This window comes from Streptomyces tuirus (assembly GCF_014701095.1).
Lineage (GTDB): Bacteria > Actinomycetota > Actinomycetes > Streptomycetales > Streptomycetaceae > Streptomyces > Streptomyces tuirus.
In genome coordinates, this window is sequence record NZ_AP023439.1 from 3,181,314 (window position 1) to 3,205,363 (window position 24,050).

A 24,050-nucleotide genomic window follows, 5' to 3' on the forward strand; every position below is an offset into this window, starting at 1 on the left:
TTCATTGTGGCTCTTCTCGGAAGGTGAAAGGACATGGGGGTTCACGCTCCGGAGCGCATTGCCGTGAGGCCGGATTCCGCCGGCCTGACGGGGGTGCGACTCCATACCCGGATGCCGGTGACTCCGGCCTGGCTGGCCCGGCACGTCGTCCCGGTCGCCCGCGAACTGGGCGAGCGGGGCGTGCCCGGCGTGCAGGTGCGGCGCGGCTGGCTGCACGGACCGCACGTCGACGTGCTCGCCCCGGCCGGCGCGCTGCCGCCCGGTGGCGCCGTCGACTGGGCGGCGATCGGGGCCGCGCTGGACGCCGGCCCCCTCGACCCGGCCCGGGCGCTGACCGAGGAGGTGTATCTGGACCAGGCCCGCGAGTTCGGCCGTCTCGAAGCGGTGGAGCCGCCGTATCTGCCGCTGCGCGAGCACGGCGCGGTGCTGCGCGTCGCGCCCGGCGACCCCGCGCTGCGTTCCCGGGAGCCGCGTCTCGACGCCCTGCGCACGGTCGTGTACGGCGCCCTCGCGACGCCGGTGCTGACGATGATCGAGGGGATGGCCGAGGAGCCGGGCAGCGGCACGGTCCGCCTCGCGGAGGCGTTCGCCGCCCTCGTCGACACCCATGCCCTGGGGCCGGCCTACGGGGTGTTCTCGCCCCGCTCGCACGTGGAGGCCTTCCTCGCCTGGGCGGCCCCGCGCAAGGACATGCGCCCGGTCTTCCGGGAGCGCCTCGCCAAGGAGGGCCCCCGCATCCGCGAGGTCGTCGAACAGCGTCTGAACGGCGCGGTGTCCCCGGCGGCGGCCCAGTGGCGCACGGCGTTCGCCTACGGCGCCGGGGTCCTGGACCACGCGGTCGCCACCGGCGCGCTCACCCCGGACCTGCTCGACTCCGTCACCGACGGCGTCGACCGCAGCCGGATGGGCCCGCCCGGAGCGGAGACGGTGGTGCCGCGCGGCGAGCAGCCGGACACCGACTTCCACCGGACCGTGCACGGCTCGGGGGCGATCAGCACCCCGTCCCCGTTCTTCGCCGCCTACCGCCTGCTGACGAACCTCTTCTACCAGCAGCTGCCCCTGCTCACGGTCTCGCCGATGCAGCGCTACTACATGTGCTTCGCGCTCGCCGAGACCGTCGACGAGGTGCTCGGCAGCAGCTGGCGGGAGCGCCTCACCGCCACGGAACCGACGGGAGCCCCGCGATGACCAGCCCCGAACCCCAGTGGTTCCTGCGCGTCAACCCGCTGCGCAGGGCCCGCCTCGCCGACCCGGAGCAGCGCCGCCTGCTCGGTGAACTAGCCGCAGCCGAAGTCGAGTTGGCCCAGGCCGCGGAGGTCTGCTCGCAGGAGCTGTACGAGCGGATCGGCGCGGCCGCCTCGGACGCCGAGCGGCGCGAGCTGATCGCGCTGCGCCGCGCCATCCACAACGGCCGCGCCCCCAAGAAGACGCCCGAGAGCCTCGAAGCGACCCCGTCGGTGGCCCGCTGGCTGGCCGCCTGGACCGGGCGGGAGGGGCTGCGCGCCACGATCACCGAGGGCTACCCGGCCGCGGCCGACCGCGAACGCGCCGGGCTGGCCGCCCTGCTGGGCGACGGCGACCTGCTGCGCTCCCTCGCGCTCATCGCCCCCGAGGTGCACCAGGAGGCCGAGCGCTACCGGGCCGCGGTCGAGGGCCCGGGCAAGGTGTCCGCCCGCACCCGCAAGTCGGAGCGCGGCCTGATCCAGTACGTGACCCGGGCGATGGTGCGCACCAGCCCGCTCTCCCGGTTCACCGCGGTGGGCATCGCCGAACCGGCCCCGGCCGGCGACCCGGAGGCGGTCCGCCCCGGCGACGTGCCCTTCACCAGCGCGCGGGCCGTGCCGGGCCTGGACCGGGTCATGCTCCACTACGTCCTCGGCGGCCTGCCCACCGACGACACCGACCTCACCGCGCAGTGGGTGGGCATGCCGCCCACCTCGGCCCCCGACCCGGAGACGGGCAAGCTGTTCTTCCTGAAGTTCTCCGAGCAGGGCATGCACCGCCTCGCCGTCCCGCTCGACGGGCCCGTGGGCGACCTGCTCGACGCGCTGTCGATGGGGCCGCGCAGGTTCCCGGCGGTCGTCGCGCATGTCGCCGCCCGGGCCGGCTGCCCCGCCGAGGAGGCCGAGCGGCGCGTACGGCAGGCCCTGCACCAGGGCGTGCTGTGCACGTTCAGCAGGCCCGAGGAGGAGTCCGCCGCGGCCGACTACGACGACCTGCTGACGCTTCCCGACGCCGAGCAGCCGCCCGGGGTGAGGGAGTTGGCCAAGCGGGTGCGCGCCGGACTGCCCCGGGTGACCGAGGCCCCGGCCGACGAGCGGGGCGCGCTGCTGGCCGGACTGCGCGGCGATCTCGGCCGGTTCAGCCAGGCGGCGGGCCGCCCCGCGCACATCACGGTCGAGGAGGACTACGTCATGCCGCCGCTCAAGGTGGCGGCCTCCGACTGGCACGCCCCGCTGGCCGGCCTCGGCCCCGCGGTGGAGCTCCTGACCGTCTTCGACTGGCTGCACGACGTACGGGTCCTGATGACCGCCGCGTTCGTGGAGCGGTTCGGGGCCGGGGCGAACGTGCCGCTGGCCGAGCACGCGGCGTTCATCGTCGGGGAGGTCTCCCGGCGGGCCGCCGCGATGGCCGCCGTGTACGGGCCCGAGGGCACCGGCCAGGCCGCCGCGCTGTCCGGGATCGGACCGGCGGACGGCTGCCTGGAGCGCATGTACCTGCTGCGCCGCGAGCTGTCCGAGGAGGTGCACGCCCTCCTCACCAAGACGGCCCAGGCCGGTGAGGACACCCTGCGGCTCACCGCGGCGGACGTCGCCGAGCTGACCCGGGCGCTGCCCGACCGCTTCCGCGGCGACCCGCTGATCTACGGCGTGCTGCTCCAGCAGGCCGGCGACCACCTCGTCCTCAACGACGGACTGCCGGGCCACGGCATGCTGTACGCGCGCTTCCTGGAGGCCGACCGCCGCCAGGGCGGCCGCGCCCTGCCCCGCCTGGCCGACCGTCTGAACCGCTTCTACGGCCAAGACGGCACCCGCATCACCGAGGACCTGGGCCTGCACCGCCTCAACGTCAACGCGCACACGCCGGTACTGCCGGGCGGCCTCACGGCCGAGGACTGGTTCACGCTGCGCCTGGCGCACGACCCCGGGACCGACACGCTGCGGGTCGAGGACACCGACGGCGCCCCGCTGCGGGTGCTGCCGCTCGGCACCGGCCACCCGGGCCTGTTCCCGCCGCCGCTGTCGGTCGCCTCCGGCCTGGTGATCAGCGGCCGGCTCTTCAACAGCCTGCCCAACTCCTGGCACGCGGCGACCCCCTGGGACGGCAAGCACACCCGGGTCGCTCCGCGCATGGCGGTCGGCGACGTCCTCATCGGGCGCCGCCGCTGGTACGGCGGTGCCGAACTGGACACGGCCGTCGCCGCCGGGCCCGACGAGCACGAGCGGCTCCTCGGACTGACCGCCTGGCGCTCCCGCCACGGCGTCCCCGAGGAGGTCGTCATCAAGTCGGCGCCGGAGGACGAGGGCCCGCTCTCGGTGGGCGCCCCCGACGTCCAGTCCAAGCGCCTGGCGCAGAAGCCGCAGTACGTCGACCTGTCCAGCGCGCTCGCGGTGCGGGTCCTGCCGCGGATGCTGGAGCGCCGCGGCGCCGGCACGAGCTATCTGGAGGAGGCCCTGCCCGGCGTCACCGACGGCACGCACGCCACGGAGTGGGTGCTCGAGGTGGCGCGTGAGGCCGGGGGCCGTTTCGAGTACCACCCGGCCGACGGCGGGGCAGCGGAAGGAGTCCGGTCATGACCGTGACCGATGCCGAGAGGACCCCGGCGCGGACGGCCTCGGGTGCCGAGCCGCTCGTGGCCCGGCCCGGGCTGCACTACGCGCCCGTCCCGGGGGGCGTCTACTTCAGCGGAACCCGCGGGCAGTTCGTGCTGCGCGGCTCGGAGCTGCTGTACGCGGTGGCGGACGGCTGCGTGCCGCTGCTGCGGGCAGGGACGACGGAGGACGCGCTGGTCGCCGAGTTCGGCACCGAGCGGGCCCGGCCCGCCGTACGGCACCTGCTGGGCAAGCTCCGGGAGAACGGCCTGCTGCTCGACCAGGCCGCGCTCACCGAGCCGGAGCCGCCGGCCGAACTGGCCGCCCGGCACGCCGAGACGCTGGCCCGCCTCACCGCCCGCCTCGACGACCCGTACGCGGCGTTCGCCCGTCTGCGCCGGGCCCGGGTGCGGCTGCACGGCCCGACGACGGCGACGGCTCCTGCCCTGCGCGGCCTTCGCCGGGCGGGCGTGGCCGACGTGACGGCGACGGCCGTCCCGGAGACACCGCCGACGCCCCTGGTCCCGGTCTGCGACCCCGCGATGTACGCGGACCCCGCCCTGCTGTCCGGCAGGAGCGGATCGGCAGGCGGCCCCAGGGCCTTGATCCCCGCCGGCGACCCGGCGGTGCGCCATTCCCTGACTCCCGCCGGCGACCCGGCGGTGCACGCCCCTCTGACTCCCGCCGGCGCCCCGGCGGTGGAGGGAACCAGCACGCGAACTCCCGCCGGCGACCCGGCGGTGAACCCACCCGGTACACGAACCCCCGTCGGCGACCCGGCGGTGAACGGACACGGTGCCACAACTCCCGTCGGCGACCCGGCGGTGACGGCACCTGTGACGACCGAGGGCGTGACGACCGAGGGCGTGGCGACCGAGGGCGTGCCCAGGGTCGTCGTCGAGTTCCTCGACGGTGACCGGACGTGGACCGAGGAGGACGGCACGCTGCACGTGCCCGTGCTGCTCGGGCCCGGGCCGGTGCTGGTCGGGCCCGTCGGAGTCGCACCCGGCGTCTGGGCGGTCTTCCGGGACCGGGCCAGGGCCTGGGCGGAGGCCGAGGGCGTCGAACCGGCGGCCGGGCCGATCGCCCACTCCCTCGCGGGAGCTCTCGCCGCACAGCTCCTGACCGACACCCTCACGGGTGTCGCGGAGCCCGGGGAGGCACACGTCGTGCACGGCCCCGATCTGACGGCCGACCGCGTCACCGTCACGGGCGCCCCCGTGAGCGAAGCGGTCGCCGTCCGTCTCGCCGACGCCCCCGCCGAACCCTTCCCCGCTCCCGAGGACGCGCTCGAGGCGGCCGGTGTGCTCACCGCCCGCTGGACCGGCCTGTTCGCCTCCGCGCAGGGCGAGGACCTGCCGCAGATGCCCCTCGCCCTGCGCGCGGCGGAGCACCGGGCGGACCGCACGGGCACGGTCACCGCGTGGGCCGCGCACCAGGAGACGGCGACCATCGCCGCCGCCCTGGCCGCCCTGCGCGACCGCGCCACCGACGCGTCCGGCACCGCGGCGGCGGGCCTCACCCGCGAGCACTGGCTGCTGGACGGCGCCCTGCGCCAACTCGCCCGGACGGAAGGGGACGTCCTCGACACGGACGCCCCGCTGCACACCGAAGGCCGCCGCATCGCCGCCGAGTTGCGGGCGCTGCCCGGCGGTGCCGAACCCGTCCTCACCGTGTCCCGGTACGACGGGGTCGGCTGGCCGCTGGCGGAGGTCACCGTCGGCGGGCGTCCGCTCGGCGCCGGCTGGGGCCCGACCGCCGTGGAGGCGACGTACGCCGCGCTGTGCACGGCACTGGCCGTCGCGCAGACCGGCGGCACGGCCGGCCGGCTCTCCACGGACGCCCTGCTCACCGTGGACGACGCGACCCGGGCGGCGCTGCGCGCGCAGCTCACGGCCCGCGCCGTCCACGAGGGGCACGCCCTGCGCACCGACCCGGTGCTCGGCGAACTCCCCTTCTGGCACGGCCCGGTGACCAGTCACACCGTCCCCATGACTGCCGAGGAGGCCACCGATGCCGACCACTGAGCCGTTGGCCGCTGAGCCGTCGACGGTCGTCCAGGCCGGTCCCGCCCTGCCGGTGACGGCGTACGACGACTGGCTGCCCGCCCTCGCGCTCCTGGCCCGCGCCACCGGGGCCACCGTCTCCGTCAACCTCGGCTGGGACCTGGGCTGGGAGCGCGACCGCGTCACCCGGGCGACGGGCCCGCACCTGTCCGTGCGGGTCCACGACGACGAGGTCCTGGTGGGCCCGCTGTGGGTGCCCGGCACCACGTCGGGCTGCGCCGCCTGCGCCGAGGTGCGCGAACGCACCGTCCTCGACCATCCGCTCGTGGGCGACCTCACCCAGGCCACTCGCGTCCCCGCGGCCCCCGCCCCCCTCCTGCCCGAGCTCCTGCGCACCGGCCTCGACCACCTCGCCGCCCATCCCCTCGCGCCGGGCGAGGCCTACTCGGTGACGGTCCGCGGCACCCGCCGGCACCGCATCGCCCGCAGCTTCCACTGCCCGGTCTGCGGCCCCTCCCCCGAGGACCTGGTGGCGACCGGGCCCCCGGCGCCCCGCCCCCTGCGCTCCCGGCCCGCCGTGCCCGGGGACGCCACCCGCACCGCGGCGAGCCGGCTCGTCGAGCCCGGCTTCCTGCGGGACCGGCTCGTGGACGACCGTTTCGGGCCGGTCCGCGCGATCCTGCGCGAGTCGCACGCCCCGTTCGCGATGAGCATGGCCGTCGTCGCGGACGCCCCGGCCATGGGGCACGGCAGGGCCCGTACGTTCACGGAGACCGAACCGGTCGCCGTCCTGGAGGCGTACGAGCGGCTCGGCGGCTACCCCTACGACATCCCCCTGCTGACCGGCCGCTCCTACCGCGACGTCGCCGAACGGGCCGTAGACCCGGGCAGCCTCGGCCGCTACACCGCCGAGCAGCTCGCCCACCCGACCAGCAGAGCCACGCCGTTCACCGCCGACACCCCGATGGACTGGGCCTGGGGCCACGACCTGGCCGACGGCACTCCCCTGCTGGTCCCGGCCGACCACGCCTTCTACCAGTACGAGTACGCCTTCCGCCGGGACCGGCGGGCGGCGCGCGTGGCCGGGGCCGCGAACCGGCGGCACTACTTCTTCGACTGCTCCAGCGGCTGCGCGGTCGGCGCCAATTACGAAGAGGCCGCCCTGCACTCCCTCTTCGAACTGGCGGAGCGGGACGCCTTCCTGACGTCCTGGTACCGGGCCGAACCGCTCCCCCACATCCCGGTCGGCACGCTCACCGACCCCACCAGCCGGGCCATGGTCGAGCTGATCCGGGCCCGTGGCTACGACGTCCATCTCCTGGTCGCCACCCGGGACATCGGACTGCCGGTGGTGTGGGTGATCGCCGTGAACGAGAAGGACCCCTTCCCGGCGACCTTCTCCTCCGCCGGTTCGGGCGCCGAGCCCGAGTCGGCGATCCGCGGCGCGCTGCGCGAGGTCGCCCAGCTGGTCACCAACCCGGTCGACTGGACCCGCGAGCAGGTGGAGCGGATGGTCGAAAACCCGTGGCTGGTGGAGGAGCTGGAGGACCACGTCCGCTTCTCCTCCATCCCCGAGACCCGCGACCGCGCCCTGGCGGGACTCGGCGGTCCGGCCGTCACCCTGGAGGAGGCGTTCCCGGACTGGCCGGGACGGCTGGAGCGCGCGGCCGGCGGTGACGTACGCGGCACCCTCCGGTACGTGGCCTCGCTGTTCGCCGAGGCGGGCCTGGACCGGATCGTCATCGTCGACCAGACCAGCAGGGAGCACGCCGACGCCGGTATCGCGGTCGCCCGTGCCGTCGTCCCCGGCATCGTGCCGATGTGCTTCGGCCACGCCCAGCAGCGCCTGGACGGACTGCCCCGGCTGCGCGCCGCCCTGCGCGGCACGGGCCAGGAGCACCGGGCGATCCCCTACGACCCGCACCCGTTCCCGTGACGGCCCCCGCCGAGCCGTGGACGCGGCGCGCCCCGGTCGACCTGCCGGGCCCCGAGGGCGACAACAGCATCGCCCGCGAGCCCCTCTGGTACGCCTACGGCGCGGGCGACGACGCCCCGGAACCGCCGCCGTGGACCTGGGCGGCCACACCGCCGCCCGACTCCCATGTGCCGCCCCCGCCACCGCGTCCGGCGGGACCGGCGACCCTGCTGCCACCGGGCACGACGGACCGCCTGTCGGCGCTCCCGTACCCGCGGGTCCCGGCCCCGCAGGTCCGGGCCCCGGGCGGCCCGGCCTCACCGGACGCCCTGGCCCATGCCCTGACCGCCACGTTCGCGCCCCTGCGCCGCGAGCCGGAGAACCCGTACAACGAGCACCGCCCCTACGCCTCACCGCGCTGCCTGTTCCCGGTCCACGCCTTCGTGGGGGACGGCCGCGACTGGCGCCTGCTGGAACCGACCCGCCACACCCTCACGGGCCCCGGCACGAACGCCCCCACCCGCATCGCCCTGACCGGCCGCTACACCGCGATACCCCTGGCGTACCAGTGGTTCCGGGGCTCGCTGGTGGCCATCGAAACGGGCATGGTGCTGCGCGCGCTGAGCCTGGGCCTGGAGCTGTTCGGGGTACCGGCGACACTGACACCGCCGACGGCGGACGGCCCGGAGCTGCTGCGCGAGCTGGGCATGGAGCAGACCTGGGAGTGGTCCCTGCCGTGGCTGATCGACGTAGACCAGCCACCCCCCGCCGTACACCGACGGACCGAGCCGGAACCACCGGCCCCTGAGCAGGATCCGTCCCTGAGGCATGTGATCGACGTCAACAGGGACGCCCTCAGGGGCGCGGGGCAGCCTTCGATATGCGGCTACCGCCGCGTGGGCGCGACCAGCCACCACACACCCGCACCCATGACCACCGCCGTTCCCACCACCCTCCCCAACTCCCCCCACACCCCCACCTGGTCAGACCTCCTCTGGCACCGCCACTCCGGCCGCATGCCCAGAGCCCTCCACGGCATGGACTCGGCCAAGTGCCTCACCCCCCTGCCCACCAGAACCCTCACCACCGCCCTGGCCTGGCTCGGCGTCCCCCCACCGCACCCCACCCTCGCCGCCGCCTTCGACGCAGTCACCGTCACCGCCGTCGTCCAGCACATCGACGGCCACACCCCCGGAATCCACCGCGTCCACGACGGCACCGCACACCTGCTCCGCCACGACCCCACCGCCCCCGCCGGCCTAGAGGCCACCTACGGCTACGGACTGACCCCCGTCAACGGCTGCGGCATCGCCAACGCCCCCCTCACCGTCTTCTTCTCGGTCCGCCCCCGCGAGCTCTTCGCCCGCTTCGGCCCGGCCGGCTGGAGCGCCGCCCAGCACGCCTGCGGCTGGGCGGTCCACGGACTGTGCCTGGCCGCCGCCGCGGAGGGGCTGTTCGCCCGGCCGGTCCGGGCGTTCAAGGAGATCCAGACCAAGGAGGTCATCGGCCTGGGCGAGGACGAGACGATCGTGCTGTCGGCGGTGGTGGGCGTGCCGCGCGAGACCGGGGGTGCCGTGCTGGACCTGCGCACGTAAGGCTCTCGACACCCGACCGGACGACAAGGAACCCGTATGCCCACCACACCGCACCGCTGGAGCGCCTGGCACCTGCACCTCGGCACCACCGCCCGCAGCGCCCACGACCGCGTCCTCACGGACGTCATCGGCCCCACGGTCGCCGAACTCCCGCCCGGCACCCCCTGGTTCTTCATCCGATACTGGCAGTCCGGGCCCCACCTGCGGCTGCGCGTCGCGGACGTGCCCGAGGGCACGGACGCGCACACGCGCGTGGAGCGAGCCCTGCGGGACCGGCTCGCCGAGGCGGGCCGGCTCGCACCCGGCGAGGAACCCCTCGCCGAGGAGGCGTACCGGCAGGGCGCGTCCCGGCTCGCCGCCGCCGGGGAGACCGGGGTCAACACCTCCGTCCACGCGCTGCTGCCCCCCGGCGTGCACCGCGCCGACTACGACCCCGAGTACGAGCGCTACGGCGGCCCGGCCCTCATGCCGGCCGCCGAGTCCCTCTTCCACCGCTCCAGCGAACTCGTCCTGCGCCTGGCGCCGCTGGTCACCTCCGAGGCCCGCCGCGCACGGCTCGCCCTGCGCGGCACGCTGTCCGCCGCCGTCGCCCTCGGCGGCCCGGAGGAGCGGGCCCACTACTTCGCGCGCGGCCGGGACGCCTGGCGGGCCTGGGCGCGTGACGCCGGGCACCCCGAGGAGCTGCTGGACCGGACCATCACCGTCGACCAGGACCACGCCTCGGCAGCTGTCTCCCCGGACGCCCACGGCCCGTTCACCGACTGGTACGAGGCCCTGGCCGGCCACGCCGACGAGATCCGGCGGCACTCTCCGGTCCACCCGGGCATGATCCTCTTCTCGCACGCGCACATGCTCCACAACCGGCTCGGCCTGAGCCTGCTGGAGGAACTGCGCACCTACGCCTGGCTGTCCCACGTGTTCCCCGCACCGACCCCGTCCCCCGACCCGGCACCCGCGGGCTGATCCCCCGCGCCCGTGGGCGCCCACGCAGAGGCCCGGCCGGATTCCCCTTCACCGGCCGGGCCTCTTGGCATGTACCGCGGGCGGCAGCTCATCCCTCCCGGAGGAACACGGCCCGCACACGCACGAGCAGTTCGGCTCCGACCAGCCCACGCATGCCACCGACGCCGCACGCGTGCCGGTCGACCCGGGCGGTGGCCCGTACGACGACCCGTTCGCCCTGTTCGGTGAGCTCGCCGACCGTGAACGTCACCGGCGTCGCACGGCCCTTGACCTCCAGCCGCGCCGTGAGGCTCAGGTCGTCCGCCAGGCCCTCACCGGTCAGCCGCAGCTCGGGATGGCGCTCGGCGTCCAGGAAGCGCGGGCCTCGCACCGCCGTGTCCCGCCGGGGGTTGCCGGTCGCGAAGCCCGCGGCGGCGACGGTGGCGTCGAGGCGGACCAGGCGGCCGTCCGGGGTGATCTCGACGCGACCGGAGCGCACCGGGAGCGAGCCGCGCACGGGCAGGAGGAAGAAGTGCCGGCCGGTGAACTCCACGGTGGAGTCGGCCGGTTCGAGGCGCCAGGTGCCGGTGGGTGCGGTGTGCGGGCGGGTGGTGTGGTCCAGGGACATGGTGGGGGTTCCTTCCGGGAGTGGGGGGCGGGGCAAGCGCCGAGGGGGCCTCCGGGAGGCCCCCTCGATGGTCGGGACGGGTCGCTCTACTCGGGGCGCGGGTCCCAGCGGAAGCTGCGCACGGCGATCAGGGCGCCGACGACACCCCAGGCGGCCAGTACGGCCAGTTCCTTCCACTGGAAGCCGCCCTGGTGCGCGAACGGCGCGAGCATGGCGTCGTTGAACGGCTTCACCGGCAGCAGCCCGGCGATGTTGTTCATGACGTCCGAGTGGATCGGGAAGTAGCTGCCGGAGATGAACACCAGCGGGAACTGGATGAACTGCACGACCGCGGGCGCCGCCTCGGAGTTGCGGATCAGCGAGGCCACGCCGACGCCGAGCGCGCAGAAGCTGGCCGCGCCGAGCACCAGGGTGAGCGCGAGGGCCGCCCAGTCGGCGGGCCACGGCACCCCGTACAGGCGCCCGATGCCGATCACCAGCGCCACGTCGACGACGCTGACGACGACGCAGTGCACGAGCAGGCCCGCGAAGTACACCCAGGCGGGCAGCGGGGTGGCGTGCAGCCGCTTGAGGACCCCGGTCTGCCGGCGCATGGCGAGGACGATCGCGAGCTGGCCGTAGCAGGCGCCCAGGACGGAGACGGCCGCGATGGTCGGCGTGTAGTACTGCAGGCCGCTCAGGCCGAAGAAGAAGTCCTCGCCCTCGCTGCCGGAGAACACGGCGCCGAAGACGGAGATGATCACGATGGGCAGGACGAAGGTGAACACCATCGACTGCGGGTTGCGCCAGAACGACAGTTGCTCGTAGCGGATCTGGTGGGCGAGCAGGGCGAGGGAGCCCCGTTCGTCGGGCCGTTCGCGCCCGGCGCGGTCGGTCCGCCGGGTGGTCTCGGTGGTCGTGGGGGGCAGGGTGCTGGTCATCGTCGGCTCCGTCCGGGTCGGCGCCCTCGGCGGGCACGCGCCGCCGAGGACGGTGTGCTGCCCCGCTCGGTGGACGGGGACGAGGCGTCCTGCTCCGCGTACGCACTGGTCAGCCCCAGGTAGACGTCCTCCAGGGTGGGCTGCTCGACGGTCAGCCGGTCCAGCGGCGTGCCCCGGTCCAGGGCCCAGGAGGTGAGCCGGTGCAGGGCGGCGGTCGGCTCGTCGGCCTCGGCGGTGACGAGGCCGTCCTCGGCGTCGCTGACCGGGATGGGCACGTCGTCGATGGCGGCACCGGCCGGCAGGGCGAACCGGATCCGGGCGAGGGCGCTGTCGCGTCCGCCGATGGTGTCGGGCGTGCCGGCGGCGACGATCCGGCCCGCGGCGATGACGGCGACGGAGTCGGCCAGGGCCTGCGCCTCGTCCATGTAGTGGGTGGTCAGCAGGATGGTCGTGCCGGCGTCGCGCAGGCTCCGCACGACCTCCCAGGCGCCGCGGCGGGCGCCCGGGTCGAAGCCGGTGGTCGGCTCGTCGAGGAACAGCAGCTTCGGGTCGCCGATCACGCCGAGGGCGAGGTCGAGCCGCCGCTTCTGCCCGCCGGACAGGTCCTTGACCTTCGCGTCCCGCTTCTCCTCCAGGCCGACGAGGGCGATGACCTCGTCGACGTCGCGCGGGGCCGGGTAGTAGCCGGCGTTGCGGGCGATGGTCTCCCGCACCGACAGATACGGCTCCACGGCGATGTCCTGGAGCACGAGCCCGATCTGCCCGCGCAGCCATCGTCCGTCGGCCTTGTCGCCGGGGTCGCGGCCGAGGACCCGGACGTCGCCGCCGTCGCGGTGCCGGAAGCCCTCCAGGATTTCCATGGTGGTGGTCTTGCCGGCGCCGTTCGGTCCGAGCAGGGCGAAGATCTCGCCCTCCTCGACGGCGAAGTCGACGCCGCGCACCGCCTCGTGGTCCCCGTACTTCTTGAGCAGGCCCTCGACGGCCACCGCGGTCACCGCGGTCGCTCCACTTCTCGTTCGCGTGTCACCGCGTGCCTCCAGGTGTCGTAGCCGGTCTTCTCCTTCCGGAAGTTAGGGCCGGGCGGGGGTGCGGCAGCAGGCGTGACGGGGGTTTCGATGACGTCCGTCACGCAAGCGGCGACAGTTGTCAGCACGGTGCGGCGTGACGTTGCCGCCCGGTGGCGGGCGCCACATGCTCGGGGACACGACCGATGACAGTGCGTCCACGTCGCCCGCGGTACGGCGGAGCGCGGACGGGGCGCGAAGACCCGGAAGGCGGTCCCTGAGGTGCTGTTGGGCGAAGACACAGGAGGGCGGCGGCTGCCCGGGAACACCGCGGAGCCGGCCGGCGGGGAGCGGCCGACGGTCGCCATCGTCGGCGCGGGCATCGGCGGACTGACCCTGGCCGGCGCGCTGAGCGCGAGCGGCACGCCGTACGTGATCCACGAGCAGACCCGTGAACTGGCCGAGGTGGGCGCCGGCGTCCAGCTCTCCCCCAACGCGATCCGCCCGCTGCTGCGCCTCGGCCTCGGCCCGGCGCTGGAGGAACACGCGGTGCGGATCGACGCGATGGAGGTACGCGGCTGGAACGGGCGGCCCATCGCGCGCACGCCGCTCGGCACGGACTGCGAGCGCATGTTCGCGGCGCCGTACTTGACCATCCACCGGGCGCATCTGCACGACGCGCTGCTGTCCCTGGTCGACCGGGACCGGCTGGGCCTCGGGCAGAAGCTGAGCGCGGCGCGTGAACTGCCGGGCGGGACGGGCGTGCACCTCTCCTTCGCGGACGGCTCGGTGCGCGAGGCGGACGTGGTGGTCGGCGCGGACGGCATCCACTCCACGGTCCGCGAGACACTGCGCCGCGACGAGCCGGTCTACTCGGGGCTGGGCATCTACCGGGGTCTGGTCCCCGTGGACGCGCTGCCCGCCGAGGCCCGCGAGCGCCTGGTGCGCCTGTGGCTCGGCCCTGGCGGGCACTTCGTGGCCTACCCGGTCGCGTCCGGCAGTTACCTCAGCTACGCCGCGACCGTGCCGTTGCCGTCCGACGCGCCGCCCCGCGAGTCCTGGTCGCGGCCCGGTGACCCGGACGAGCTACGGGCGGTCTTCGGCTCCTGGACGGGCCTGGTCGCCGACATCGTCGCGGCCGTGGAGACGACCCACCAGTGGGCGCTGCACGACCGGCCGCCGCTGCGGAGCTGGTCCACCGACCGCATCACGCTGCTCGGCGACGCGGCCCACCCCATGCTGCCGTTCATGGCGCAGGGCGCCAACCAGGCGATCGAGGACGCGATGGACCTGGCCGCCTGCCTGGCCGACGCGCCGGCCGGGGCGATCCCCGGGCGTCTGGCCCACTACGAGGCGCTGCGCATCCCGCGCACGGCCGAGGTCCAGCGCGGCTCCCGCGGCAACGCGGGCATCCTGCACCTCCCGGACGGCCCCGCCCAGCGCCGCCGGGACGCCCAGATGGCGGTCCACGCGGCCCTGCACGACCGCGCGGCGCTCTACGCCCACGAGACGGGCCGCAGCGTGGTGCCGGCTTGATCCATCCGGAAACTCACCGAAACATGGAGGAAGGGAACCTTTCTCCCCTGCCGTCACGCCACTCCGGCCGCTCCGGGCCGTCGCATGTCAGTGCCCGCTTCTACGATGCGGCGCATGCCTGAGTGGATGCAAGTCGACCTGCCTGTCAGTGAGTTCGGTTGGCATGACGAGGTGAATCTCGTGTTCGCGCGCGGGATGGGGCTCGACGTGCTTGCCGAGGGGTTGCGGGGGCTGCGGCGGGAGCCGTTGGTGAGCGGGGAGGGGAACGGGTGGGTGTGGGTGGTGCACGACATGCTCAACGCCGGGATCGAGGACTTCGACCCCGTGTCGTACGGGGAGCTGGGGACCGCCGGTGAGCTCGTCGTGTTCGTGACCGAGCCGTGCAGCGCGAAGGCACATCCACCGCACTTCGAGTACTACCGGGACGGGCGGCTCATCACCTGGTTCAGCTTCGAGGACCTGACGCAGCGCCCCGGCGACAACCCGGACTACCTGTCCGCCGAGCTGCTGGAGGCGAAGCTGATCGGGCCCGGCTCCGAGTGCGAGCGGGAGGGGCAGGACGGGCACGACTGCTTCGACCACCACTACGAGGACCACGACCGCATCGTCCGGGCCGTCGCCGGCTTCTTCGCACTGCCCTCCCCGCCGCTGTCGCCGGAGGTGACGGCCGCGTGACCTGGCTCGCCCCGGCCACCTTCCTCACGTTCTGCCGGGGAATCCCCCTGGCAGACCTCACCGGCTTCTTCGCCGAAGCCGGCCTGCCCGCCGACGCCTCCGGCACGGAGCACGGCTGGGCCTGGCTGACCCACCACCCGGGCACCACCGCCGACGGGGGCGCCGTCCAGGAGCTCGGCCAGTACATCACCGGCTTCCGGTACACGGACCGCGTGCGGGACCAGCAGAACGTCGACATGGTCTTCCTGGCCTCCACCCCCGCGTGCGCGTGCGGCACCGCGTACGCGGTGCCCCACTGCGCCGAGCACCCGTACCAGTTCGCCTACAGCCGCGGCGGTTTCGCCGTCTGTCTCTTCAACGTCGGTGCCCGCCGGGAGTCCCACCGCTTCGGCGGCCAGGCCGACCTCTTCATCCGCCGGTTCCTGGAGCAGGGCATCGTCGGCCGCACCACCCGCTACGACTCCGAGCCGGGCTTCAACCCGGACGGCACCCACACCGTACGGATCATCGCCGAGCACTTCGGCCTCCCGGCGGCGCCCCTCGGCCGGACCGGCCCGTGAGCGCCGGAGCCTCAGGTCCGAGCGCTCGTCCAGGCGTCCGTCGTACTTGAGTACGCGTGCTCATGACGCCCCCCGCACCGCTCCCCGATCCTGGTCGTATGACGAATCGGGGAATCGTGGCGGCCGGGGCCGCGCTCGTCGGCGGGGTGCCTGTGGCCGCCTGGGGGCTGATGGGGCAGCAGAACTACGCCGGGCTGCCGGCCAGTGAGCTGGACTACGCGTTCCAGCCGTGGGACATCGGCGACGGCGTGGCCGCCGTCGCCGGGGGGATCGCGCTCGTGCTGGCGGTGGCCGGTGGCGTGGTACTCGTGCGGCGGTCCCTGCGCGGGGCGATGGACCAGCGCTGGTGGGGCGTCCTCGGGCCGCTGGTGGCACTCGGGCTCATGGCCGGTGTGGGGTGGCGGATCCTGACCGCGGGGGGCATCGGAGCCAACATCGGCGCCGGGCTGCTGATCATCTTCGGTACGCCGATCGCCGCCGGGCTGCTGCTGTGGTCCCTGGCGTGGGCGTTCTGGCTGGCCACCCAGGGCCGGGGGCACGAGGGCGGCGCGGAGTTGGGTGCCGCCTCCCGCGGGGTGTAGCGCCCGCGGGGGCTGACCGTGGCCGAAACTCCACGGCAGGGCGGCGACGGGAGGAACAACGCCGTTGTCTCACAGGCAAGTTCGCCTAGGTTGGTGAGCCGGTCCCCCTTCCCCGCCCCTCAGGAGGCCCCGCCGTGTCCGACGACAGCCTGCGCGACCGCATCGACACCTCCAAGCCGCACTCGGCCCGCTTCTGGAACTACTTCGTCGGCGGCAAGGACAACTACGACGTCGACCGCGAGATCGGCGACCAGATCAAGTCGATCTTCCCGGGCCTCGTCGACGTGGCGGTCACGAGCCGCCGGTTCCTGGGGCGCGCCGTCGGCTACCTCGCCGGTGAGCAGGGGGTACGCCAGTTCCTGGACGTCGGCACCGGGTTGCCCACCGCCGACAACACCCACGAGGTCGCCCAGCGGGTCGCACCCGACGCCCGGATCGTCTACGTCGACAACGACCCCATCGTGCTGGCCCACGCCAACGCGCTGCTCACCAGCACCCGTGAGGGCAGGACCGCCTACCTGGACGCCGACCTGTACGACCCCGAGGCCGTCCTGAAGGCCGCCGCCGGCACGCTCGACCTGTCCCGGCCCGTCGGCCTGATGATCCTCAACACCCTCGGCCACGTCGCCGACTACGAGCGGGCGCGCGAGCTGGTGCGGCGGCTGATGGCCGGGCTGCCGTCCGGCAGTCACCTGGTGATCAGCGACAGCACCGCGACCAGTGAGGGCATGATCGCCGCGTCGGAGGCGTACAACGCGAGTGGGGCCGTGCCGTACTACGTCCGGCCGGTCGCCGAGATCGCCGGGTTCTTCGACGGGCTGGAGCTGGTGGAGCCGGGGGTGGTGAGGGTTTCCGAGTGGCGAGCGGGGACCTCCGGTGATGCCGGTTCCGGTGCTGTCGGTTCTGGTGCCATCGGTTCTGGTTCCGTGGATGCGTACTGCGGGGTGGGGCGCAAGGCGTAGGTGCGTGGTCGGGTGCGGCGGGGTGGGGGCTGGTCGCGCAGTTCCCCGCGCCCCCAAGAAGGTGCCTCGCCGCGCAGGCCCGCCGCGCAGTTCCCCGCGCCCCCAAGAAGGTGCCTCGCCACGCAGGCCCGTCGCGTAGTACTCCGCGCCCCCAAGAAGGTGCCTCGCCACGCGGGCCCGTCGCGTGGTGCTCCGCGCCCCAGGAGGGAACCTCCGGCCGGCCTTCCGTCACCCGTCCGGGCCGGTCACCTCAGCTCTGGATCACCCCCACGCCATAATCAGGACATGCCCGACCCTCCCCCCGTCCCCGAGCCCATCGGCCGGCTTCTCGGTGATCTGCTGGCGGTGGGTGAGGGCTACTCCCTCGTCCTCGCCGGCGGATACGCGGCGCTGGCGCACGGGCTGGTGGAGCGGACCGGGCCGGACGTGGACCTGGCCACCGGGCACCCGGCCGCGCTGGAGGCCGTCGCGGACGCGGTCCGCAGCGGGCTGGTGGGGCGCGGCTGGCTCGTGCAGACCCTGGAGGCCGGGCCGCTGTCCGCCCAGTTCCTGGTGACCGACGCGCCGAGCGGCGTGGAGTGCCAGGTCGCCCTCCACAAGGAGGTGCTGTGGCGCCCGGCCGTCGAGACGGGGCTCGGTCCCGCGCTCTCCCTCGACGACCTCGCCGGCACCCGGGTGCGGGACCTGGCCGACCGCGGTCTCGCCCGCGACCTGGTCGACGTCCGGGCCGCCTCGGCCCTCTGGAGCCACCCCGAACTCGAGGAGCTCGGCCGCCGCCACGCCCCCGACACCTTCGACCTCACCGACCTCCAGGCCCGGCTGACCGGCACGGACTGGCTCGACGACAGGGCGTTCACCGCACAGGGCCTCGACGGGCCGTCCGTCGCCGGGCTGCGCCGCTGGGCCCAGGAGTGGGCCGACGACATCGCGGAACGCCTCATCGAGGGCGGGGCCCCGGACGAGGAGTGACCCGCGCGACCCCGCACGTGGACCTACCGGTCGGTACCCTGAGCCGATGGGGAACTGGGCAGCCGGGCACGTGGGGGTCGTCGCCGCGCTGGTGCGCGCGGCGTTCCTGGTCGACGGTGTGTACGCGGAGGCCGGCCGGGCGTACGGACTGACGCCCCAGCAGGGGCAGTTGCTGTGCGTGCTGATGCACCAGCCGTACGGGATGAGCGAGCTCGGCGAGACGCTGGGGCTGGCGAAGTCGAGCCTGACCGGGCTGGTGGACCGGACGGTGCGGCGCGGACTGGTACGGCGGGAGGCCGACCCGCGTGACGGGCGGGCCGTGCGGGTGGGGCTGACGGACGAAGGGGCCGCGCTCGCGGGGAAGTTCTACGCCGAGACCTGCCGTCGTATGGAGGCACTGCCGTCCGGGCTGAGCGGCGCCGAGCGGGATCGGCTTGCCGTCCTGCTGTCACGGGTCGTGGCGGACAACGAGGTTCCCGAGGTGTTCGTGGAGGGTGGAAGGGCCGTGGTCTCCGGCGGCTCACCGTCCTGAGCCGGTTTCGCAGCTCACCGTCCTGAGTTCCTCCCGCCTCGCCGCGCCCATCAGCAGCAGCGTCACCCCCGCCGACCCGACGGCCATCACCGTCATCGCCCGGGCGGGGGAGGTCAGTTGGGCCAGTGAGCCGGCCAGTGCCGCCGCGACCCCCTGCATCGTCAGCATCCCCGCGGAGTGCAGCCCCAGGGCATGCCCCGACAGCTCGTCGGGGGTGAGGGCCACCAGTCGCTCCTGCTGCACGAGGCTCGCGCCGAACCCCACGGAGGCCAGCGTCACCGCGGCCGCCGCGAGCGGAAGCGCCGGGTGCAGAAGGAACGGCAGGTACGGGACGGCCAGGAGCAGCAGGAGCGGGAAGCCCAGGCGGGGGCGCAGGCGTGGCGGCAGTACGCGGCCGACCAGCACGTCCCCGGTGAGCATGCCCAGCGCGGCGCAGGCGAACAGGGTGCCTGCGGAGTCGGGGACGTAGGAGACGTAGAGGGATTCGCAGCCGACGACCAGGCCGTTGGGGATCCACAGGGCCAGATAGACCTGGCGGCGGGGCGGCGAGGACCAGAGCAGGGCGTTGGCGCGCCAGGTCGCCGACGCCGAGGGGCGGCCCGTCGCACGGGGCGGGCGGGAGGACAGGCACAGGCGGATCACGACCGCCGCCACGGCGTACAGCGCCGCCGCGAGCAGCAGGCCCGTCCGCGGTGAGAGGACCGCCACCAGGACGCCTCCGGTGGCGAACCCGATGATCTGCATGACCCCCGACATCATGTTGAAGACCGAACGCCCCAGCAGGTAGCCGTCCTTGGAGAGGATCTCGTTCACCAGGCCCCAGCGCACTCCCCCGCCGAGCGAGGCGGCCAGACCCTGGCCGACGAGGACGGCGAAGACGCCCCAGAGGGGCAGCGCGGGCAGGGCGAGCACGGCCGTGCCGGCGGCGAAGGCGAGGGAGATGCCGGTCAGCGTGGACCGCGGGGGCAGACGGTCGGCGCCCGACAGCAGGAACGTCGCCCCGAGCACCTGGGTCAGCGACGGCCCGAACATGCTCAGCGCTGACAGCAGGGGCGAGTCCGTCGCGCGGAACACCAGGACGCCCAGGGCCAGTCCACTGACCGTCTGGGCCACGACGGTGGCCGAGGAGGCGAGGAAGAGAGGGGTGAACTCCGGGGTGCGGAAGAGCTGCCGGTAGCTGCGCATGCGGCGAGTCTCCGGCGGGCGGCGAGGGCTCGTTATTGTTTCGCCGGGACGCGAAAGGTCGGGCCCGCGAAAGGGGGGCGGCGTGGGCTGGTGGCAGATCAACGCCGACACCCTGGCCGGGAGCCGGTTCGTGATCTCGCCGTTCGCCGAGGCCTTCGCGAGTCTGCGGCTGCTGCACGGGGCCGAGGCGGCGCATCCCGGCGAGCGGCGGTGGCTCGACGCCCATCTGCCGGCCTACCGGCGGCGGCTCGCGGGCGACCCGGTGACCGCGCAGCTGATCCACGCGGGGATCGGGCGGGAGTGGACGGCCGACTTCCTCACCCCCACCCCGCGCGAGGGGGAGACCTTCGAGCAGGGGGTGGCGCGGGTGCGGGCGGCCGACCCGGAGGCGGCCCGCGCCGACCTCACCGTCTCGCTGCGCGGCCCGGTTCCGGCCCGGCTGCACCGCGGCGACCTCCCGGAGCGCGCCGCGGACCTGCTGACGTACGTCTGGACCACGGCCGTGGAGCCGTACTGGCCGCAGCGCCGGCGCGTCCTGGAGGCCGATGTGGTCGCGCGGACCGCGCAGGTCAGCCGGGGCGGCTGGGCGAGCGCGCTGGACACGCTGCGGCCGGGCACGCAGTGGCTCGGGGAGAACCGGCTCCAGGTCAACGCGCACGAGTACCCGCCGCGTGAGCTGTCCGGCGCGGAGCTGGTGTTCGTGCCCATCACGACGCAGCGCATCGGCTGGGTGGCGTGGGAGGGGACGGACCGGTACGCGCTGGTCTACCCGTGCGCCGGGGCGCTCGCCGACCCCGACGGCAGGCCCGTGCCCGCGAGCCTCGGCGCGCTGCTGGGCACCGCCCGCGCCGGGGTGCTGGTCCGGCTCGGCTCGCCGCTGAGCACCAGCCAGCTGGTCGCCGTGACCGGGCAGGGGCTCGGCTCGGTCGGGCGGCATCTGCGGGTGCTGCTGGACGCCGGTCTGGTGGAGCGATGGGGGTCCCCCCTGGTCGAGCGGAGCCGAGAGCTTGGGGGAGGGCGGGCAGGTCGGTGCTGTACTCGCGGACGGCGGCGGGGCAGGTCCTGGTGGAGGCCACCGAGGCCCGGACCCGGCCCGGCACCCGGCGGAGCTAGGGTCTGCTCATGACGACTACCAACGGTTCCTCTCCCCTCGACGTCGAGATCGGTGCGCTGCAGGGCGGCCCGGCCGACCTGTCCCAGTACGCGGGCAAGGCGGTGCTCGTGGTGAACGTCGCCTCCAAGTGCGGCCTGACCCCGCAGTACACGGGCCTGGAGAAGCTTCACGAGCAGTACGCCGGGCGCGGCTTCAGCGTCCTCGGCGTGCCCTGCAACCAGTTCCTCGGGCAGGAGCCCGGCAGCGCCGACGAGATCGCCGAGTTCTGCTCGGCCACGTACGGCGTGACCTTCCCGCTGACCGAGAAGGTGGAGGTGAACGGCGAGGGCCGGCACCCGCTGTACGACCGCCTGACCGGCTTCGCGGACGCCGAAGGGCACAGCGGGGACATCCGCTGGAACTTCGAGAAGTTCCTCATCGGCCGCGACGGGCGGGTCGTCGCGCGCTTCTCGCCGCAGACCGAGCCGGACGCGGCGGAGGTCATGGCGGCGATCGAGGCCCAGCTGGCCTGACGGCCGCTGCTCGACCTTGCCTCTGGTGGCTTGACCTTGCCTCTGGGGCTTGACCGTGCCTCTGGGGCAGGCCCGAGCGTCCTCGTCATCGGGCGGACGAGCCGCCGGGAGCTCTACTTCGCGGACTGGGCGGCGGCGGGGCCCGAGGATGCGGTGTGTGACGTGGCGTTCCCGGTGAGCTGATGCCTCTGGGGCAGGCCCGCGGGCACAGCGGAGCCCTCTCGGCTAGGACGGCGATGCTGGTCGAGAGGGCTCTGTCGGTGGTGCTTGTGGTGCTGTCGATCGCTGGGTCAGGCCTTGACCGAGGCCACGAAGGCGTTCCAGGCGTGGGCGGGAAACGCCAGCTTGGGGCCCTCGGGGATCTTGGTGTCCCCGAGCTCCAGGGCCTCGGCGACGGTCGACCTGACCATCACACACGCGCCGTTGTTGTTGGTGTAGGAGGACGTCGTCCACGTTTCCGTGGCGCCCAGACGAATTGCCATGTTCGCTCCGTTGCCAGTTGCGTTTACGCCAACCCGTGCTGGTGGTTGGCGTGATCGACGCTACTCGCCAACATCCTCGTACGGAGCAGTCATTCACTCGACCGGATGGCATATTCCAGAGGAGACTTCCAGTCCGGCGTGTCAGGGGTGTAGCATCCCGCGTTTTGCCCGACGGTCAACCTCCGGTGGCGCTCAGCGCGCGTACTCCTTCGCCACGTTCTCGATGAGCTGCCGGGACTGGTCCACGTTCAGCGACTGAGCGCGCAGGTGCTCGTACATCACCGTGTACTTCTGCACGTCGAGCGGCTTCTCCAGATACAGGTCGCTGGTGACGCCCTCGATGTAGACCACGCTGGAGTCGGCCGCATCGGCGAACTCCAGGATCGAGTACTGGCCGTTGATGCCCGCGTGCGCGCCCACCTCGAACGGCAGGACCTGCACGGTGATGTGGGGCAGCTGCGACATCTCGATGAGGTGCTCCAGCTGCTCGCGCATCACCGGCCGGCTGCCGACGACCCGGTGCAGGGACGCCTCGTCCAGGACCACCCACAGCCGCAGCGGTTCGGTGTCGGCGGTGATCCGGCCCTGCCGGCGCAGCCGGACCTCGACGCGCTTGTCGTTGTCCGCGTCCGACGCCTCGGGCGAGCCGCCGCGGATGATGGCCTCGGCGTACGCCCGGGTCTGCAACAGGCCGGTGATGATCTGGGGTTCGTAGACCCGCAGTGACTCGGCGTCCGTCTCCAGGCCGATGTAGACGCTGTAGGGGATGTCCCCGAAGGCGTGCCACCAGCCCTGCTGCCGGGAGTCCTTGGCCATCTGCATCAGCGAGTCGACGATGCGCTGGTCCTCCACCTCGTAGACCCCGCACAGGTCGCGGACGTCGCGCTGGCTGATGCTGCGCCGTCCGTTCTCCAACCGGCTGATCTTCGACTGCGACACCAGCAGCCGCTCGGCCACCTCTTCGGCCGTCATGCCCTTGAGCTCACGGAGCCTGCGGAGCTCCTGGCCCAGCCGGCGCCGCCTGACGGTGGGATTGACATTGGACGCCACGGGACGTGCACCTCCGGCTGCGTGCCTCTACTTTGCGTATCTGCTGTTGAGCAGACTGCCACCAAGGTGCTCACCACCGCTGGGAAACGGTGGATATGCGACGGGTACACGCCAGTTCGGGCACGGCACGCCGAGCGGGGCGAAGAGAGTGTGTGCTCTCTTCGCCCCGCTCGGACAGCGGCTCCCGTGACCGGGTTCGTGGGTCCCGTTGGTGCGTGTCCCGGTCGTGGGTCGTGCCGGCGCGGCGCGGCTCAGTGGGCCGCGACGCGCGCCATGCTTCCGTGGCGTGGCTGCATCGGAACCCCCCGAGCGGGCTCCGCTGCGGGCCTGGTGCCGCCGGTGGCCTGACGGCCGGACGGTGCCGGGTTGCGGCGCGGCTGGGCCGCGACGCCGTTCTGGACGTCCATCACCGCGTGCGCGACGAGACCGCCCATGGGGTCGTGCCTGATCAGGTCCCTGAGCCGGGAGCGAGAGGAGCGTCCCTCGTTGCCCGGGTACAGGTGCTTGCCGAGGCCGACCGCATGGGCGAGGGCCGCGAGTGCCGCGGTCCGCGGGTCCGGCGGTACGCCGGTGCGGATCGCGGAGTCCAGCCGGGCCTTGATCTCCCGGCTGATCTCGGTGTCCGTCGCCTGGTAGCGAGTCGTCGGCAGCACCCCGCACATCTGGCCCGCCACGGCATGCACCATGCCGCACCGCTCCAGATGCGAGAGGTAGGTCTGGCGCAGCCCGAGACGCGGCCCGCCAATCCAGTGGACGGCTCGCACGGGAGCGCCACGCCTTCGCAGCAACTCCAGTGCGCAGTCCAGTGTTGGATCTCCTGTCGGCCGTGGCGCCACCACGGCGATACGATCCCCGTCTGGGGCTATCCGTCCGGCCAGCGCCAGCTCTACTAGCTGTGCTCCGGCCAGACCCAGGTCGAGCGACTGCGGCTGTGCGGTGGTACCCGTGGTCGGGTCCAACGCCAGCAGCAGAAGCTCCTCCGGAAGTGTTCTGCGGCTCCTGCCCATCCATGCCTCCCCGCGTGGATGAAAGACAGGGTGACCCCTCTCACATTGGTCTGTCGAGGGTGC

General features: G+C 73.9%; 21 protein-coding genes, 1 pseudogene and 1 CRISPR repeat array. Of the genes and pseudogenes, 15 read left to right on the forward strand and 7 right to left on the reverse strand.

The features are described 5' to 3' along the window. Positions 1 to 111 precede the first annotated feature (111 nt). The 6 genes from IGS69_RS14500 (at position 112) to IGS69_RS14525 (ending at position 10,291) form a co-directional block, all read left to right on the forward strand. The gene (locus IGS69_RS14500) at positions 112 to 1,188 is read left to right on the forward strand and encodes a hypothetical protein (RefSeq protein ID WP_190899860.1); all 1,077 of its coding nucleotides are present in this window, start codon (positions 112 to 114) and stop codon (positions 1,186 to 1,188) included. Then, positions 1,185 to 3,797, forward strand: a complete 2,613-nt coding sequence (locus IGS69_RS14505; protein WP_190899869.1) for a lantibiotic dehydratase — start codon at positions 1,185 to 1,187, stop codon at positions 3,795 to 3,797. Before IGS69_RS14500 ends, IGS69_RS14505 begins: the two co-directional genes overlap by 4 nt. A 620-nt stretch (positions 3,798 to 4,417) precedes the next feature. Next, a CRISPR array of direct repeats spans positions 4,418 to 4,639; the repeat unit is 24 nt; unit sequence ACTCCCGCCGGCGACCCGGCGGTG. 9 nt (positions 4,640 to 4,648) lie between these two features. Continuing rightward, entirely contained in the window at positions 4,649 to 5,839 is a 1,191-nt protein-coding gene (locus IGS69_RS35205; protein WP_408647923.1) for a hypothetical protein, read from the forward strand. Beyond that, on the forward strand, positions 5,826 to 7,754 hold the full coding sequence (locus tag IGS69_RS14515; RefSeq protein WP_190899873.1) for a TOMM precursor leader peptide-binding protein: 1,929 nt from the start codon (positions 5,826 to 5,828) through the stop codon (positions 7,752 to 7,754). Before IGS69_RS35205 ends, IGS69_RS14515 begins: the two co-directional genes overlap by 14 nt. After that, a complete protein-coding gene (locus IGS69_RS14520; RefSeq protein ID WP_190899875.1) occupies positions 7,751 to 9,328 on the forward strand; it encodes a nitroreductase family protein in 1,578 nt (525 codons plus the stop codon). The genes IGS69_RS14515 and IGS69_RS14520 overlap by 4 nt, the downstream gene beginning before the upstream one ends. Positions 9,329 to 9,364: 36 nt before the next feature. Then, entirely contained in the window at positions 9,365 to 10,291 is a 927-nt protein-coding gene (locus IGS69_RS14525) for a thiopeptide-type bacteriocin biosynthesis protein (protein ID WP_190899877.1), read from the forward strand. Positions 10,292 to 10,379: 88 nt separating this feature from the next. Here the strand turns inward: IGS69_RS14525 and IGS69_RS14530 are convergent, their stop codons facing one another. The 3 genes from IGS69_RS14530 to IGS69_RS14540 all read right to left on the reverse strand — a co-directional run bounded on the left by IGS69_RS14530 (position 10,380) and on the right by IGS69_RS14540 (position 12,813). Continuing rightward, positions 10,380 to 10,898, reverse strand: coding sequence for a YceI family protein (locus tag IGS69_RS14530; RefSeq protein ID WP_190899879.1), 519 nt, complete (start codon positions 10,896 to 10,898; stop codon positions 10,380 to 10,382). Between the two features lie 86 nt (positions 10,899 to 10,984). Next, positions 10,985 to 11,818 (reverse strand): ABC transporter permease, encoded by an 834-nt coding sequence (locus tag IGS69_RS14535; protein ID WP_190899881.1) that lies wholly within the window; start codon positions 11,816 to 11,818, stop codon positions 10,985 to 10,987. Next, entirely contained in the window at positions 11,815 to 12,813 is a 999-nt protein-coding gene (locus tag IGS69_RS14540) for an ABC transporter ATP-binding protein (RefSeq protein WP_190899883.1), read from the reverse strand. Before IGS69_RS14540 ends, IGS69_RS14535 begins: the two co-directional genes overlap by 4 nt. A 291-nt stretch (positions 12,814 to 13,104) precedes the next feature. Here IGS69_RS14540 and IGS69_RS14545 point away from each other — a divergent pair, with 291 nt between their 5' ends. From IGS69_RS14545 to IGS69_RS14575, 7 genes are all read left to right on the forward strand, one after another. Further along, complete coding sequence (locus IGS69_RS14545; RefSeq protein ID WP_190899885.1) at positions 13,105 to 14,358, forward strand: FAD-dependent monooxygenase; 1,254 nt, start codon at positions 13,105 to 13,107, stop codon at positions 14,356 to 14,358. 114 nt (positions 14,359 to 14,472) lie between these two features. Further along, a complete protein-coding gene (locus IGS69_RS14550; protein WP_232543521.1) occupies positions 14,473 to 15,033 on the forward strand; it encodes a DUF6461 domain-containing protein in 561 nt (186 codons plus the stop codon). Further along, positions 15,030 to 15,593 (forward strand): hypothetical protein, encoded by a 564-nt coding sequence (locus IGS69_RS14555; RefSeq protein ID WP_190899887.1) that lies wholly within the window; start codon positions 15,030 to 15,032, stop codon positions 15,591 to 15,593. The genes IGS69_RS14550 and IGS69_RS14555 overlap by 4 nt, the downstream gene beginning before the upstream one ends. A 98-nt stretch (positions 15,594 to 15,691) precedes the next feature. Then, positions 15,692 to 16,174 (forward strand): hypothetical protein, encoded by a 483-nt coding sequence (locus IGS69_RS14560; RefSeq protein ID WP_190899889.1) that lies wholly within the window; start codon positions 15,692 to 15,694, stop codon positions 16,172 to 16,174. 134 nt (positions 16,175 to 16,308) lie between these two features. Beyond that, on the forward strand, positions 16,309 to 17,136 hold the full coding sequence (locus IGS69_RS14565; protein WP_190899891.1) for an SAM-dependent methyltransferase: 828 nt from the start codon (positions 16,309 to 16,311) through the stop codon (positions 17,134 to 17,136). A 285-nt stretch (positions 17,137 to 17,421) separates the two neighbouring features. After that, entirely contained in the window at positions 17,422 to 18,105 is a 684-nt protein-coding gene (locus tag IGS69_RS14570) for a hypothetical protein (protein ID WP_190899893.1), read from the forward strand. A 46-nt stretch (positions 18,106 to 18,151) separates the two neighbouring features. Beyond that, a complete protein-coding gene (locus IGS69_RS14575; protein ID WP_190899895.1) occupies positions 18,152 to 18,637 on the forward strand; it encodes a MarR family winged helix-turn-helix transcriptional regulator in 486 nt (161 codons plus the stop codon). Here the strand turns inward: IGS69_RS14575 and IGS69_RS14580 are convergent. Next, positions 18,626 to 19,822: an MFS transporter gene (locus tag IGS69_RS14580; RefSeq protein ID WP_190899896.1), complete on the reverse strand. Its 1,197-nt coding sequence runs from the start codon at positions 19,820 to 19,822 to the stop codon at positions 18,626 to 18,628. The genes IGS69_RS14575 and IGS69_RS14580 overlap by 12 nt on opposite strands. 82 nt (positions 19,823 to 19,904) lie before the next feature. Here IGS69_RS14580 and IGS69_RS14585 point away from each other — a divergent pair. Together IGS69_RS14585 and IGS69_RS14590 are read left to right on the forward strand one after the other, a co-directional pair. Next, positions 19,905 to 20,935 (forward strand): annotated as a pseudogene (locus IGS69_RS14585) (ArsR/SmtB family transcription factor). Positions 20,936 to 20,944: 9 nt separating this feature from the next. Next, entirely contained in the window at positions 20,945 to 21,448 is a 504-nt protein-coding gene (locus IGS69_RS14590; RefSeq protein ID WP_232543522.1) for a glutathione peroxidase, read from the forward strand. Between the two features lie 290 nt (positions 21,449 to 21,738). Here the strand turns inward: IGS69_RS14590 and IGS69_RS14595 are convergent, their stop codons facing one another. From IGS69_RS14595 to IGS69_RS14605, 3 genes are all read right to left on the reverse strand, one after another. Further along, on the reverse strand, positions 21,739 to 21,930 hold the full coding sequence (locus tag IGS69_RS14595) for a DUF397 domain-containing protein (RefSeq protein ID WP_190899898.1): 192 nt from the start codon (positions 21,928 to 21,930) through the stop codon (positions 21,739 to 21,741). A gap of 192 nt (positions 21,931 to 22,122) precedes the next feature. Continuing rightward, the gene (locus IGS69_RS14600; RefSeq protein ID WP_190899899.1) at positions 22,123 to 22,980 is read right to left on the reverse strand and encodes a helix-turn-helix domain-containing protein; all 858 of its coding nucleotides are present in this window, start codon (positions 22,978 to 22,980) and stop codon (positions 22,123 to 22,125) included. A 251-nt stretch (positions 22,981 to 23,231) separates the two neighbouring features. Beyond that, the gene (locus IGS69_RS14605) at positions 23,232 to 23,987 is read right to left on the reverse strand and encodes a GOLPH3/VPS74 family protein (protein WP_190899901.1); all 756 of its coding nucleotides are present in this window, start codon (positions 23,985 to 23,987) and stop codon (positions 23,232 to 23,234) included. Between the last annotated feature and the right edge of the window lie 63 nt (positions 23,988 to 24,050).

What these genes read in the sequence shown, in the direction of transcription:
- IGS69_RS14500 (WP_190899860.1), top strand. Translation starts at nt 112, where the DNA reads ATGCCGGTGACTCCGGCCTGGCTGGCCCGGCACGTCGTCCCGGTCGCC.
- IGS69_RS14505 (WP_190899869.1), top strand. Translation starts at nt 1,185, where the DNA reads ATGACCAGCCCCGAACCCCAGTGGTTCCTGCGCGTCAACCCGCTGCGC.
- IGS69_RS14515 (WP_190899873.1), top strand. Translation starts at nt 5,826, where the DNA reads ATGCCGACCACTGAGCCGTTGGCCGCTGAGCCGTCGACGGTCGTCCAG.
- IGS69_RS14525 (WP_190899877.1), top strand. Translation starts at nt 9,365, where the DNA reads ATGCCCACCACACCGCACCGCTGGAGCGCCTGGCACCTGCACCTCGGC.
- IGS69_RS14530 (WP_190899879.1), bottom strand. Translation starts at nt 10,898, where the DNA reads ATGTCCCTGGACCACACCACCCGCCCGCACACCGCACCCACCGGCACC.
- IGS69_RS14535 (WP_190899881.1), bottom strand. Translation starts at nt 11,818, where the DNA reads ATGACCAGCACCCTGCCCCCCACGACCACCGAGACCACCCGGCGGACC.
- IGS69_RS14550 (WP_232543521.1), top strand. Translation starts at nt 14,473, where the DNA reads ATGCCTGAGTGGATGCAAGTCGACCTGCCTGTCAGTGAGTTCGGTTGG.
- IGS69_RS14560 (WP_190899889.1), top strand. Translation starts at nt 15,692, where the DNA reads ATGACGAATCGGGGAATCGTGGCGGCCGGGGCCGCGCTCGTCGGCGGG.
- IGS69_RS14570 (WP_190899893.1), top strand. Translation starts at nt 17,422, where the DNA reads ATGCCCGACCCTCCCCCCGTCCCCGAGCCCATCGGCCGGCTTCTCGGT.
- IGS69_RS14575 (WP_190899895.1), top strand. Translation starts at nt 18,152, where the DNA reads ATGGGGAACTGGGCAGCCGGGCACGTGGGGGTCGTCGCCGCGCTGGTG.
- IGS69_RS14580 (WP_190899896.1), bottom strand. Translation starts at nt 19,822, where the DNA reads ATGCGCAGCTACCGGCAGCTCTTCCGCACCCCGGAGTTCACCCCTCTC.
- IGS69_RS14590 (WP_232543522.1), top strand. Translation starts at nt 20,945, where the DNA reads ATGACGACTACCAACGGTTCCTCTCCCCTCGACGTCGAGATCGGTGCG.
- IGS69_RS14595 (WP_190899898.1), bottom strand. Translation starts at nt 21,930, where the DNA reads ATGGCAATTCGTCTGGGCGCCACGGAAACGTGGACGACGTCCTCCTAC.
- IGS69_RS14605 (WP_190899901.1), bottom strand. Translation starts at nt 23,987, where the DNA reads ATGGGCAGGAGCCGCAGAACACTTCCGGAGGAGCTTCTGCTGCTGGCG.